A 13,015-nucleotide genomic window follows, 5' to 3' on the forward strand; every position below is an offset into this window, starting at 1 on the left:
CTGCGGCTCATGGTTTCCACTCCGAATCGAGTCCGCGAACCGGAAGTTCGATTTGCTCACCGATCAACGAACCGCCCGCTTTGGCCTTCTCTTCCCAACCCAGTTTGTAATGCTCGGGTTTCGACCCCTTCGCCAGTGCGACAGGAAGAACCTTTATCGCAGCTTCTTTCGGCAGCGGGCAAGCCTTTTCGCATTTGCCGCAGCCCGTGCACGCGTCCGAATGGACCGTGGGTAGGAAGAGGGCGTGGCGATCCGAGCGAGGATTGTGCTGAAGCTCCAAAGTGATCGCTTTGTCGATCAGTGGGCAGACGCGGTAGCAGATGTCACATCGCAGCCCCAGGTAGTTGAGGCAGTTTTCCTGGTCGATCAGCACTGCAAGCCCCATGCGCGCTTGACGAATGTCGGTGAGTCGATGGTCGAGCGCACCAGTGGGGCACGCTTTGACGCACGGAATGTCTTCGCACATTTCGCAAGGTACGTCGCGCGCAATGAAGTACGGTGTGCCAATCGGCGCGCCTTCGCCTGGTTTTGCCAAGCGCAGCGTATCGAACGGACAATCCCGCACGCAGAGCCCACAACGCACGCACGCGGCCAGAAAATCCTCCTCAGCGCGTGCGCCGGGCGGACGCAACGCCACGGCACGTGCATGCGCGCTTTGCGTGGCGTGCAATGTCACCCCGGTGGCGATCAACGCTGCGGCACCTGCCACGCTCGCGCTGTCTTTGAGGAAGCGGCGCCGTCCTGGGTTGCGCACGGAGGTCGAGGAGGATTGGGCCATGATGCGACGCCTTCCTTACGCTTTCACCACCCGCACGGCGCACTTCTTGAAATCGGTCTCTTTCGAGATCGGGCAGGTGGCGTCGAGCGTGAGTTTGTTCACCAGACGCCCTTCGTCGAAGAAGGGGATGAAGACCAGACCCCGCGGCGGTTTGTTGCGGCCGCGCGTCTCGACCTGTGCGATGATCGAGCCGCGTCGCGATTCGATTTTTGCGGGCATCCCTTCTTGTAGTCCCCGTTCGCGTGCATCGTCTGGGTGCATATAGACCACCGCTCCGGGCACCGCTTTGTGGAGCTCTGGGACGCGTCGCGTCATCGAGCCCGTGTGCCAATGCTCCAAGACCCGACCGGTGCAGAGCCACAGGTCGTATTCGTTGTCGGGCGATTCGGCAGGCGGTTCGTAGGGAAGGGCAAAAATCACCGCTTTGCCGTCGGGTTTACCGTAGAAGCGGATCTCTTCGCCCGCTTTGACATAGGGGTCATACCCTTCGCGGTATCGCCAGAGCGTCTCTTTGCCGTCGACAACGGGCCAGCGAAGCCCACGGGCGCGGTGGTACATGTCGAACGGTGCGAGGTCGTGCGCGTGCCCCCGACCAAACGACGCATACTCCTCAAAGAGCCCTTTCTGAACATAGAATCCGAACTCTTGCGATTCGTCGTTCATGTAGTCGGGAATCGCGTGTTCGTTTACCCGTTTCACTTCGTCGAGTCCGAAACGGTCGACCTGCCCGTTGCGGAAGAGGATCTCGTAGAGGGTCTTGCCACGATATTGCGGCATCTTGTTGACCAGCTCTTCGGGCCAGACCTCTTCTACTTTGAAGTACTGAGCGAACTTGAGATACTGCCAGAGGTCGCTCTTCGCTTCCCCAGGCGCTTTCACTTGCTGCCGCCAGAACTGCGTGCGCCGTTCGGCGTTGCCGTACGCGCCCTCTTTTTCCATCCACATCGCCGAAGGTAGGATCAGGTCGGCAGAGAGCGCCGAAACGGTGGGGTAGGCGTCCGAGACGACGACGAACGCCTCTGGGTTACGCCATCCTGGGTAGATTTCGCCATTGATGTTGGGGCCTGCTTGCATGTTGTTGGTGGTCGAGGTCCAGTAGCACTTGAGCTTGCCGTCCTTCAACGCTCGGCTCTGCGCAACCGCATGGAGACCAATCCAATCAGGGATGGTGCCCGGGGGCAATTTCCAGATCTGTTCCGCGATTTCGCGATGCTTGGGATTGGTCACGACCATGTCCGCAGGTAGACGGTGCGCGAACGTTCCCACTTCCCGTGCAGTACCGCACGCCGAAGGTTGTCCGGTGAGCGAAAAGGGGCCACAACCCGGCTTGGATATTTTGCCGGTGAGGAGGTGAACGTTGTAGATCATGTTGTTCACCCAAGTGCCCCGGGTATGCTGGTTGAAGCCCATCGTCCAGAACGAGACGATCTTTTTGTTCGGGTCGGCATAGAGTTTGGCGAGACGTTCCAGTTTTTCTACTGGCACGCCAGAGAGTTCGGAGACTTTCTCTGCGGTGTATTCGCTGACGAAACGGGCGAACTCTTCGAAGGAGATGGGTTCGGAGGCATCTGCTTTGTTCGCGTTCTTTGCGCGCTGCTCGCGGGGGTCGCCCGGGCGTAAGCCGTAACCGATATCGGTTACTCCTTTGCGGAAATTGACGTGTTTTTCGATGAATTCGCGATCGATCGCGTTGTTCAAGATGAGATAGTTGCAGATGTAGTTGAGGATGGCAAGGTCGGTTTGCGGTTTGAAGATGATCGGGTTGTCGGCGAGCTCAAACGAACGGTGGGTAAAGGTTGAGAGCACATGGACTTCGCACCCTTTGTGGGTGAGCCGTCGGTCGGTCAACCGACTCCAAAGGATCGGGTGCATCTCGGCCATGTTCGAACCCCAAAGGACGAACGCGTCGGCGTTTTCGATATCGTCATAGCAACCCATCGGTTCGTCCATACCAAAGGTACGGATGAACCCGGTAACTGCCGACGCCATGCAGTGGCGGGCGTTGGGGTCGATGTTGTTGCTGCGAAAACCGGCTTTGTAGAGTTTCGCAGCGGCGTAGCCTTCCCAGACAGTCCATTGGCCGGAACCGAACATGCCGACCGATTGCGGACCATGTTTCTGGATCGCCTCTTTCCATTTTTCCGCCATGATCGAGAAGGCTTGATCCCAAGAGATGGGGGTGAACTCGCCGTTCTTGTCGTATTTGCCGTTTTTCATCCGCAAAAGGGGCTGGGTGAGCCGATCCTTCCCGTACATGATTTTGGAGAGGAAGTACCCTTTGATGCAGTTGAGCCCGCGGTTCACAGGAGAGTCGGGGTCACCTTGCGTGGCGACGATGCGCCCATCTTTCACGCCCACCAGCACCGAACAACCCGTGCCACAGAAGCGGCAAACGCCCTTATCCCACCGAATTTTGCCAACGCCCGCAGGCTGGGCAAGGACGGCAGGGGCGGGTAAGCCGACAGCGGAAGCTGCAGCAGCGATCGCGTTGAGTTTGATGAAATCGCGCCTATCCATGGTTCTCTCCTGATGTTGCTTGCGTCGGTTCAAAGAATTCGAAGGCCACACTGCAGGCTTGTACGTACGGTAGGAGTTGCAGTTGCGTGAGCGTGTCGGGAAGCGGCCCTGGCGCGCCGTCATCGCTGACGAGTGCGATGATCACGCCGCGCGCTCGCTCGACCATCTCGATTTCGACGTTGGCGAAAGCGCGCGCGGCTTCCACGGTTGCGTCGATATGCTGCGGGAGCACACGAAGGACGACGGAAACCAATTGCACGATGCCAACTCCTCTTTGGTAACAGGCATCATGCTAGGTCAGACGTGGTTTCGTGAAAATCGGGCAATGGGGGGAGGTGGCTAGACCGAATGGTCAGCGCTTGCTAATCCGAAAGAACTAGAACGAACGGATTATTGACGGCCCAATCCGGCTTCGACCGCGATCACAGCTGCTTGGACACGGCTCTGGCATTCGAGTTTGCGCAGGATGTTTTGGACGTGCACCTTGACGGTACTTTCCGAAAGGTCGAATTGACGCGCGATCTCTTTGTTGCTCGCCCCTACGGCCAGCGCTGCCAGGATTTCCCGTTCGCGGGGCGTCAAGCGCGCAAGCAGTGCATCACTGGGTGTGTTGGACGGTGGGGTCTCTTTGGCCCGCATCGCACTGACCAGCCGCACGGTCATTTCCGGTGAGATGATCGTCTCACCGCTGGCGACACGGCGCAGCGCATCGATGAAGTGACTGGCGTCGATGTTTTTGAGGAGGTACCCTTGGGCGCCGGCAGCCATCACATCAGCAAGGTCTTCGGCGTTTTCCGAAACCGTGAGGACGATCACTTTGGCGCGGACCGCTTCCTCTTGCAACGCGTTGAGCACCGCTTTGCCGCTCATACCGGGCATGTTGAGGTCGAGCAGGATGATATCCGGTTGCAGCGCGATCGCGCGTTTGACGGCATCGAGCCCATTTGCCGCTTCTCCGACTACTTCGAAATCGTTTTGTCGCTGCAAAAGCGCTTTGATCCCGCTGCGGAAGAGGGCGTGGTCGTCAATCAGCAGGATGCGCAAGGGTCGTTGCAGTGTGTTCATCGGAAGGCTGTGGAGATCGTGGAAGAGACAGGGTGATGGTCGTACCTCTGTTTGGCGTCGATTGTAACGAGAATCGCGCGCCGATACGGTGGGCGCGTTCACGCATGATGCGCAGTCCGATGTGGTCGCTCTCCGGGTCGGGGAGTTGCGCGGCGTCGAAACCCACTCCATTGTCCTGGACTGTGATCTGCAGCTCGTGGGTGTTGCCCGCACAGGTGATCGTGACGCGTGAAGCCTGGGCGTGTTTGCGCACGTTGGAGAGCGCTTCTTGTACGATGTGTAGCAATTGTAGGATGGTCGACGCGGGGAGGTGGCCGATCACCCCTTCACATTCGAGCTTGGTTTCGATCCCGGTTTGGCCGACGAAGCGGTCCACGGCCGCTTTGAGCGCATCGCACAAATCATGATGTTCAACCCGGATGCGGAAAGAGACGAGCAGTTCTCGCACGGTATCGTAGCTCTCTTGGATCCCTTCGCGGATCAGCGCCAAATCGTTTCGTGCTTGCTCGAAGTTCCCTTCGTCGAGCGACTGGGCAAGCATCTGCGCTTGCAAGTTGAGATAAGCCAGCGTCTGCGCGATGCTGTCGTGGAGTTCCTGCGCCAAGAGGTTGCGCTCTTCGGATATCGCCAACTCTTTTTCCCGTTCGGCAAGAAGCAAGTTTTCCACTGCAACCGCAAGGTGGTGGCCGATTGCCTCGAGCAAACGCATCTCATTTTCTTCGAGCACGCGTTCGCGTGTGAAGAGCAGGCTGAACAACCCGATCACCTTTTGCTTGACCCGCATCGGTATCGCCACGACGAAATAACGGTGACGCAGACAATAGGGAATTTGGCCGTCGTCCATGGGTTGTGTGGGACAACCGCTGACCGACGTATTCAGGGTCACGGCACGGCCACAAAGGCACTCTTCCCAGTTGAGCGCGGTGGCACAATGAAACTTGTCGTTGATCAAAAGGCCATCGGAGGCAATGAGGTTCAAGGTGCGGTCGTGCGGGCGGTTGAATCGGACCATCCACCCCTGAGCATCGACGAGTGTCGCGGTTTTGCCGAGCACGGTACGCACCAGTTTGTCGATGTCGCCCGGTTCGGCGGTTGCGGCCGCGATTTCATAAAGCACGGAGAGCTCCTTCGCGCGTGACTCCAGTGCTTGCGTTTTTTCTGCAACGCGTGCCTCGAGGGTGGCATAGAGCGACTTCAATTCGTCGGCCATCCGGTTGAACCCGTGGGCAACGGCTCCGAATTCGTCACGTCGGTCTTCGGGTAAGCGTACCGCGAAGTCGGCGGAGCTCATCCGTTCGATACCGCGGTGGAGCGTCGAGAGGGGGCGGGAGACCAAATGACGGAAAAAATAGAGGAGAAACAGGGTGCCCAGGAAAGCAGCGGCCAGAAACCCGTTCAAGAGCCACCACAGCATCAGCGTATGTTTGGCGTTCCATGTCTCGATTTCCGAGACCAAACGATGGACTTCTGGTACATAGCGTCGAACGGCTTCGTCGATTTGCGTCAAGGAACCCCGAAGGATTTGCGGTTCGAGAAACGGTGTCTGGAGCTTTTCGACCATTGCGCGGAAGCGCGGCGCCATCTCGTTCGACCACATCTGCTCAACCCGCATCATCTGCGCGCGCACCGGTCCTTCCGCTGGGAGGAAGAGCGGGCGCTTGGGATCCCCTTCGCTGAGCAGTTGGAGCGCTTTCTGGTATTCGTCCAGTGCGTGATCCACTTCGACCAGGAGCCTGGAACGGCGTGTGGGGTCGTTCGCCGCTTGTTCGAGGAGATAGGCGATGCGGTAGGTGCGCATCCGCTGCAACCCTGCTTCGTTGATCGCACCGGCACCGCCTTCCAACTGATGACCAACGAAAAGCGCGTAACCGATCAGTACCAACGCGACCAGGAAGAAGAACGCAAGAATGCCGTCGATCTTCTGCGTTAAGCTTCCAGGGATGCGCTGTAGCAACGACATGGGGGTCAAAGTAAGGAGGGCGAACGCGCCGATTGTGACCGCTTATAAACCTTCGGTCAAGAGGGCGTAGATTTTCGGAAGCCGTTCGGCAAGCGTCGCCATGCGGGGGATGAGCAGGTAGCCAGATTGACCGAAGAGATAGGGGAGGTAGTCCGATGCGTCTTTGTCGATGGTGAGGCAGAATGGGCGTACGCCCGCACGTTTGGCCTCGATGATCGCCATGCGGCAATCTTCGATTGCATAACGCCCTTCGTAACCGTCGAGGTCGTTCGGTTTTCCGTCGGAAAGGATCAACAGCAGGCGCAAACTGTGCGGTTGCTGTTCCAATTGGTGCACGGCGGCACGGATCGCCGCGCCCATTCGCGTGTAGTAACCGGGTGTGATCGCTGCGATGCGCGCACGTACCGAGTCGGTTCGTCGTTCAGAAAACCGTTTGAGCCAATGGAACAAGATCTCTGAGCGGCGGTGCGATGAAAACGTGGCGATCGCGTAATCGTCGCCCGTGGCCGCGATCGCTTCGGAAAAGACCCACAGGGTGTCGCGGATGAGGTCGATTACCCGAAGGTCGTCGGACGCATGGGCATCGGTAGAAAGAGAGGCATCGGCCAAAAGCAGCGTCGCGATATCCCGGTGGTGGGCGCGCTTTGCCAGATAGAGACCGCGGTCGGCTTCCGCAAACCCTGCGATCCGATCCGCGCGAAAACGGACGAACCGTTCCAGATCGAGTTCGTCACCGTCGGGTTGGCCTGTCAAGGTGACGCGAATCGGAGCAAGCAGTTCGAGCTGCGCGCGTAGACGGCGAATCATGCGCCGAAGATGTTCCGGGATCTCGGCCGTAGCGTTGTCACTGGGTGGGGTTGTCATCACGACACGGCAAAAATTTTCCCGGTAGGATTGGGTGCGGTAATCCCATTCGGAAAGCAGCAGTTCGCCGTGCAGTGTCTCGTCCGATTCGGTGCCTGGTGCGGTTTCGACTTCCATGCGAACCCGCGCGGCAACCCGTTCGTCGTCGTCGGCGAAATGGAGCGTGTCGAGCGTCTCTGTGACGCGGCTGGGGTCCGCTTCCGGCTCGTCGTCCTGCGATCGATTGACTTTGACGTATTCGGCCCAGGAAAGGAGACTTTCTGCCCGGAACACGAGCAGCATTCCGTGTTCTTCTTTTGGCGCGTCGGTGCGTTCCGCGCGCAGGGTTCTCTGCTCCGGTTCCGTGTCGCGCGCTTTCACATCAGAAGCCGCGTCGCGATGCTTTTTCGCTTCGGGCGGTGCCGCAGGATCTTCCAGAAACCAGAGCCACACCGGAAATGGTGGCTTTTTGCTTCGATTGGGGTCCGGAAACGAAGTGAGCGCACCCGGCGTAGTGAGCGCGAGCCGAATGGCGTTTTCCACTTCCGCTTCTGCAGGCGGAAGTCGCTTTGGATCGGGACGGTTTGCGATCAGAGCGCGAACCAGTCTCTGATAGCGCCTTTCCCACGCCGGGAAGCGCGCTAGGGCAACGACCGTAGCCCGTTGATTGGCCAACCAAATGGGCTCGCCGTTAGGGACGTAATGGGCAGCGGCAAGGGCCAGCCAGAAATAGGCGTCGCGGTTGAGCCTCGGATCGGGAAACCAGTCGATCGTCGCCGGGAGGTAGCACGCGTCTTGACCGATCATGGGTGGGGCGGTGCGATCGCCGACACCCGCGATCCGTTCGACGAGGCGTCGCCGGTGATGACTTTGGCGCCGCACCGCCGGTTTGAGGACGCGCGCAGGGATCCCGCCGCAGCCCCGATAAAAAACCGCAAGCGGGCGCACCCAATCGCTGAGCGCGACCGCCGCTTCCGGATGGTTGCGCACGGCGACCCGCGTGATCCAGCGATCCCAGAGTGTGCCGATCCACTCTTCCATCGCAACCGTTATCCTTCGAAAACGGAGCGCACGATCTCTTCCAAGCCGAGCGCGATTTCGCGTTCATCGGTAAGCGCTTCGATGATCGCGGCGTTGCACGCAACGAGTGGTTCGACGCCACTCGCGATCAAGCGGGCGGCATAGACGAGCATGCGTGTCGAGATCACCTCTTCCAAATCGATTTGCTTGAGACCACGGATCGCTTGCGCCAAATGGACCAGTTTCTGCGCGACCCAAGGTTCGCAACCCGTCTCGGCAATGAGGATCGCACGCTCGTTTTCGGGTGCGGGAAAATCGAAGCGTAACGCGACGAAGCGTTGCCGGGTAGAGGGTTTCAGCCCTTTGAGGAAATTTTGATATCCAGGGTTATAGGAGACCACCAACATGAACGTTGGTGGCGCCGTCAGATGCTCTCCGGTGCGTTCCAAGAAGAGTTCACGGCGATGGTCGGCGAGCGGATGGAGCACCACGGTGACGTCCTTACGCGCTTCGACCACTTCGTCCAGATAGCAGATCCCCCCTTCGCGAACCGCGCGGGTCAATGGACCGTCTTGCCAGACCGTTTCGTCGCCACGTATGAGAAAGCGGCCCACCAGATCGGCAGCGGTGAGGTCGTCGTGACACGCTACGGTATAGAGCGGGACGCCCAAGCGTTCCGCCATATAAGCGACGAAGCGGGTTTTGCCCACACCGGTTGGTCCTTTGATCAGCACGGGGAGCTGGTTCGCGAACGCCTTTTCAAAGAGGGCGATTTCGTTGCCTTGGGGGTGGTAGTGGATGCTCATCGGCTAACCTTGTCCGCGGTTTGTGTTGTGTGGCTGGGGTTCGTCTCTTTTGGGGCAGCACTGGCAAACGGGCGCATCGCTTCAAGTCCTTGCGCCACCCGAATCACTTCGCCAACGACGATGAGCGCAGGGGGGTGGACTTCAGCTGCTTTCGCGATTGCGGGGAGCGTTGCCAACGAACCGACGATGCGCCGTTCCTGCGGCGTGGTGGCGGCTTGGATGATCGCTGCCGGTGTTTCCGGCGCACGCCCATGTGCGATGAGTTGCGCGCAGAGCTCAGGCAACGTGGAAACGCCCATGTAGAAAACGACGGTCTGTTTGGGGCGAGCCAATGCGGGCCAGTCGAGGTTGAGCTTACCGTTTTGCAAGTGGCCGGTGACGAAGAGGCAGGCTTGTGCCACACCGCGATGCGTCAGCGGCAGTGCGTTGCTCGCGGCCATGCCACAGGCCGCAGTGATGCCAGGAACGATCTCGAACGGCACGCCGGCCGCGGCAAGTGCCCATGCTTCCTCACCGCCGCGACCGAAAATCAATGGATCGCCACCCTTGAGCCGAACGATGCGCCGAGGTGCCTCTTGCCACAGGCGGACGAGGACTTGATTGATCTCTTCTTGTGGCAAGGTATGGTGCCCAGCACGTTTGCCGACGAAGATACGTTCGGCTGTGGGGGAGATCAGCGCCAGGACGCCATCGGAGACGAGGTTGTCATAGACGACCACGTCGGCGTGCTGCAAGAGCTTTGCTGCGCGCAGCGTCAGCAACTCGGGGTCGCCTGGCCCGGCGCCAACCAGATAGACTTGCGGTGTGGGGAGATCGCTCATCGGAGAACCCTCGTTTTTCTCTCATATCGGTGTTGTACCACTGTGGTGGTTGATTCGCTATGACCTACGTCAATTTGTTCATGTTTCTATCCCGGGCGACCATCTGGGCGGGGACGGATCAGGCGCGGGATGAAGCGGGTGAGGTAGAGCACGAAAGCACTGGCAAAAAAGAGTGCTGAAAGCCGTAAGCTCCAACCGGCCCATGACACAGGGGCTGCGGCAAAGAGGCGGGTAGCGGTTGCGGCGCCGATGAGGAAGAAAGCAAAACGCAAACCGCGGGGTGCGCGGTTGGGGTTCCCGCCGGTGTGTCCCAACGCGGTGCGGGTGATCATGCCCAGGATCATCCAACCCATGCCGCCTACGGTGATCAGATGGAGCACTGCGCTCCGCCAGCCCGATTCGCTCCAAACCGCCAAACCGAACGCGAGAATACCCAGACCGGTTGCGGCAAAGCCAAGATGAAGCACCCAAACCATCGGGTTTTCCCAAATGCGCGGGTGGTACCAGCGGACAGAGCGTTCGAGATAGGCGACTCCGGTGGCGACGCTGAGCACAAGCACCACAAAGCGTGGCGCGTCGAAGAGGAGCGCGCAGGCGAGCGCTTCCGCGCCGAGCACGGTCAGTCCAAGCGAATAAGCAGGTGTCGGTACTTGCTCCAGCGACAATGCTCGGCTGGTAAAAAAGGAGATGACCCGCAACCCCATGAACGCGATGATCGCCGCGATCGCAAATACGCCCGCTTCCAGAAAAGCGAGCGGGTTGCTCCATACGGATTGATCCCCGATTGAAGCGAGGAACCCCAACTCCAGTGCCCCGAGCACGAGGACCAAAAGCGGAACGGGGTAGTTACGCACTTGCTGTCGCTTCCAGACGCGAAACCAAAGCGTTTCAGCCGCAGCCAACCAGAAGAGCGCCGCGGGAATTGCGATCCCCAACAGAGACGGGGAGAACGTGGCGGCAACTCGGGTGAGGAGCCAGAGTAGAACCAGCGCTCCCAAACGGATCCCGGCTAAAGGGGGTAACCCCGTCCAGTTGGTGACCGCGGTATGTAAGAAGCCGACGACGATCGCGCCGCCAAAGCCCCAGACCATTTCGTGGCCATGCCACAGCAGGCCGGTTAGCAGGGGATCGACGCGCGATGTGGCCCCGCCAAAAGGAGGCGCGATGCCCCAACCCCACAACAGGACATTGACCACGGCAAGCAAGCTGCCCAAGAGGTAGAACGGACGAAAGGCCATCGCGAGCCATGCCGCCCAGCTGGGCGCGAGTCGGGTGTGCATGCGGTTCGGATCCATGCGCGTCCTTTGCATAAAAGTGGTCGGTCCATTATTATGACGCAGGTGTTCCGCCCCTGCCTTGAGCTGCATCAGTTTTACCAAAACCTGAAAAATTGACAGGGATCAAGGCAAAGCAGACGCAGAAGCGCTACAGTGCCCCATGCCATACCTTCATTGGGAAGGTGGCTTTCGTGGAATTAGGGGAGTAATGACCATGAGGATGAAGACCTTGACATTGGCACTGCTGGCGCTGCCCTGGGCAACCGGTGTCGCGTTTGCGCAGCATAAGGATGTATCGGCGCCTGAAGTGAACTACCAAGCGGGCGGCTCTCCGTTGGAAAACGTCGAAATGCACCATGACGTCAATCCGAAGGCTCCGCCGATGACGAAAGCGGAGTTCGAAAAAGCCCGCAAGATCTATTTCGAGCGCTGCGCGGGGTGCCACGGCGTGCTGCGCAAAGGGGCGACCGGGAAACCGCTCACGCCCGACATCACCATCGAAAAGGGAACCCCTTACCTCGAAACCTTTATCAAATACGGGTCACCCGCCGGGATGCCCAACTGGGGAACGTCTGGTGAGCTCACCGACGAAGAGGTGAACCTCATGGCGCGTTACATCCAGCAGACCCCGCCGCAACCGCCGGAGTTTGGCCTCGCTGAGATGAAAGCGACCTGGAAAGTGATCGTTCCGCCCGAGAAGCGGCCAACGAAGAAGATGAATAACTACAATCTGGACAACCTCTTCTCGGTGACGTTGCGTGACGTTGGGAAGGTGGCGCTGATCGATGGGGATACCAAGAAGATCATCAACATCGTCCCCACGGGCTACGCGGTGCATATCTCGCGCCTTTCCGCCTCGGGTCGGTACCTCTACGTGATCGGGCGCGACGCCAAGATCAACATGATCGACCTGTGGATGGAGAAGCCCGACAACGTCGCAGAGATTCGCATCGGTCTCGAGGCGCGTTCGGTCGAAACCTCCAAATTCAAAGGGTATGAAGACAAATATGCGATTGCGGGTTCCTACTGGCCACCGCAATATGTGATCATGGACGCGGATACGCTCGAACCGCTCAAAATCGTTTCGACGCGTGGGATGACGGTCGACACGCAAGAGTACCATCCCGAACCGCGTGTGGCGTCGATCGTCGCGAGCCACTACCGGCCTGAGTTCGTCGTCAATATCAAAGAGACCGGGAAGACCCATCTGGTCGACTATTCCGATATCGACAACCTGAAGATCACCGAGATTCCGCTCGCGCGATTCTTGCATGACGGTGGTTGGGATGCCTCGAAGCGCTACTTCCTTGTCGCGGCGAACAACTCGAACAAGATCGCGGTGATCGACGCGAAAGAGGGTAAGCGCGTCGCGCTGATCGATGTCGGCAACATCCCGCACCCGGGTCGTGGCGCGAACTTCGTCGATCCGAAGTACGGACCGGTATGGGCAACGGGCCATTTGGGTGACGAAACGATCGCGGTGATCGGGACCGATCCGGAGAAACACCCGCAGTATGCGTGGAAGGTGGTGCGCACCCTCAAAGGGCAAGGCGGAGGGAACCTCTTCATCAAGACCCATCCGAAGTCGAAGCACCTCTACGTCGATACGCCGCTCAACCCCGATCCGAAGGTATCGCAGTCGGTTGCGGTGTTCGATATCACCAACCTCGACGCGCCACCGAAGATTTTGCCGATCGCCGAATGGGCCGGTTTGGATGACGATGGAGCCAAACGTGTGGTTCAGCCGGAATTCAACAAGGCTGGCGATGAAGTTTGGTTCTCGGTCTGGTCGGCGAAAGACAAGAAATCGGCAATCGTCGTGGTCGACGACAAGACGTTGAAACCGAAAGCGGTGATCAAAGATCCGGCATTGATCACACCGACGGGCCACTTCAACGTCTACAATACGCAACACGACGTCTACTGAG

10 protein-coding genes are annotated in these 13,015 nt (G+C 59.1%); 1 reads left to right on the forward strand and 9 read right to left on the reverse strand.

Annotated elements, in window-relative coordinates; genetic code table 11:
* Positions 1 to 7: 7 nt before the first annotated feature.
* The 9 genes from napG to ACYQ4Z_RS03735 all read right to left on the reverse strand — a co-directional run bounded on the left by napG (position 8) and on the right by ACYQ4Z_RS03735 (position 11,105).
* Positions 8 to 778 (reverse strand): ferredoxin-type protein NapG, encoded by a 771-nt coding sequence (gene napG, locus ACYQ4Z_RS03695; RefSeq protein ID WP_459860077.1) that lies wholly within the window; start codon positions 776 to 778, stop codon positions 8 to 10.
* Positions 779 to 793: 15 nt separating this feature from the next.
* Positions 794 to 3,295 (reverse strand): nitrate reductase catalytic subunit NapA, encoded by a 2,502-nt coding sequence (gene napA, locus ACYQ4Z_RS03700; protein ID WP_459860079.1) that lies wholly within the window; start codon positions 3,293 to 3,295, stop codon positions 794 to 796.
* A complete protein-coding gene (locus ACYQ4Z_RS03705) occupies positions 3,288 to 3,554 on the reverse strand; it encodes a chaperone NapD (protein ID WP_219972423.1) in 267 nt (88 codons plus the stop codon). The genes napA and ACYQ4Z_RS03705 overlap by 8 nt, the downstream gene beginning before the upstream one ends.
* A gap of 131 nt (positions 3,555 to 3,685) precedes the next feature.
* The gene (locus ACYQ4Z_RS03710; RefSeq protein ID WP_219972422.1) at positions 3,686 to 4,360 is read right to left on the reverse strand and encodes a response regulator; all 675 of its coding nucleotides are present in this window, start codon (positions 4,358 to 4,360) and stop codon (positions 3,686 to 3,688) included.
* A complete protein-coding gene (locus tag ACYQ4Z_RS03715) occupies positions 4,320 to 6,320 on the reverse strand; it encodes a type IV pili methyl-accepting chemotaxis transducer N-terminal domain-containing protein (protein ID WP_459860081.1) in 2,001 nt (666 codons plus the stop codon). The genes ACYQ4Z_RS03710 and ACYQ4Z_RS03715 overlap by 41 nt, the downstream gene beginning before the upstream one ends.
* Before the next feature lie 42 nt (positions 6,321 to 6,362).
* Complete coding sequence (locus ACYQ4Z_RS03720; protein WP_219972420.1) at positions 6,363 to 8,204, reverse strand: nitric oxide reductase activation protein NorD; 1,842 nt, start codon at positions 8,202 to 8,204, stop codon at positions 6,363 to 6,365.
* Positions 8,205 to 8,212: 8 nt separating this feature from the next.
* Positions 8,213 to 8,989 (reverse strand): CbbQ/NirQ/NorQ/GpvN family protein, encoded by a 777-nt coding sequence (locus ACYQ4Z_RS03725; protein WP_219972419.1) that lies wholly within the window; start codon positions 8,987 to 8,989, stop codon positions 8,213 to 8,215.
* On the reverse strand, positions 8,986 to 9,810 hold the full coding sequence (gene cobA / locus ACYQ4Z_RS03730) for a uroporphyrinogen-III C-methyltransferase (protein WP_219972418.1): 825 nt from the start codon (positions 9,808 to 9,810) through the stop codon (positions 8,986 to 8,988). The genes ACYQ4Z_RS03725 and cobA overlap by 4 nt, the downstream gene beginning before the upstream one ends.
* A gap of 86 nt (positions 9,811 to 9,896) precedes the next feature.
* The gene (locus ACYQ4Z_RS03735; RefSeq protein ID WP_459860083.1) at positions 9,897 to 11,105 is read right to left on the reverse strand and encodes an NnrS family protein; all 1,209 of its coding nucleotides are present in this window, start codon (positions 11,103 to 11,105) and stop codon (positions 9,897 to 9,899) included.
* A gap of 190 nt (positions 11,106 to 11,295) precedes the next feature.
* On the opposite strand from ACYQ4Z_RS03735, the gene ACYQ4Z_RS03740 reads away from it, so the two are divergent.
* Positions 11,296 to 13,014, forward strand: a complete 1,719-nt coding sequence (locus ACYQ4Z_RS03740) for a cytochrome D1 domain-containing protein (protein ID WP_459860084.1) — start codon at positions 11,296 to 11,298, stop codon at positions 13,012 to 13,014.
* Position 13,015: the final 1 nt, after the last annotated feature.

This window comes from Hydrogenophilus hirschii, from assembly GCF_054656675.1.

Excerpts from the sequence above, each read along its gene's own strand:
- napG (WP_459860077.1), bottom strand. The coding sequence starts at position 778 with ATGGCCCAATCCTCCTCGACCTCCGTGCGCAACCCAGGACGGCGCCGC.
- napA (WP_459860079.1), bottom strand. The coding sequence starts at position 3,295 with ATGGATAGGCGCGATTTCATCAAACTCAACGCGATCGCTGCTGCAGCT.
- ACYQ4Z_RS03710 (WP_219972422.1), bottom strand. The coding sequence starts at position 4,360 with ATGAACACACTGCAACGACCCTTGCGCATCCTGCTGATTGACGACCAC.
- ACYQ4Z_RS03715 (WP_459860081.1), bottom strand. The coding sequence starts at position 6,320 with ATGTCGTTGCTACAGCGCATCCCTGGAAGCTTAACGCAGAAGATCGAC.
- ACYQ4Z_RS03720 (WP_219972420.1), bottom strand. The coding sequence starts at position 8,204 with ATGGAAGAGTGGATCGGCACACTCTGGGATCGCTGGATCACGCGGGTC.
- ACYQ4Z_RS03725 (WP_219972419.1), bottom strand. The coding sequence starts at position 8,989 with ATGAGCATCCACTACCACCCCCAAGGCAACGAAATCGCCCTCTTTGAA.
- cobA (WP_219972418.1), bottom strand. The coding sequence starts at position 9,810 with ATGAGCGATCTCCCCACACCGCAAGTCTATCTGGTTGGCGCCGGGCCA.
- ACYQ4Z_RS03735 (WP_459860083.1), bottom strand. The coding sequence starts at position 11,105 with ATGGATCCGAACCGCATGCACACCCGACTCGCGCCCAGCTGGGCGGCA.
- ACYQ4Z_RS03740 (WP_459860084.1), top strand. The coding sequence starts at position 11,296 with ATGACCATGAGGATGAAGACCTTGACATTGGCACTGCTGGCGCTGCCC.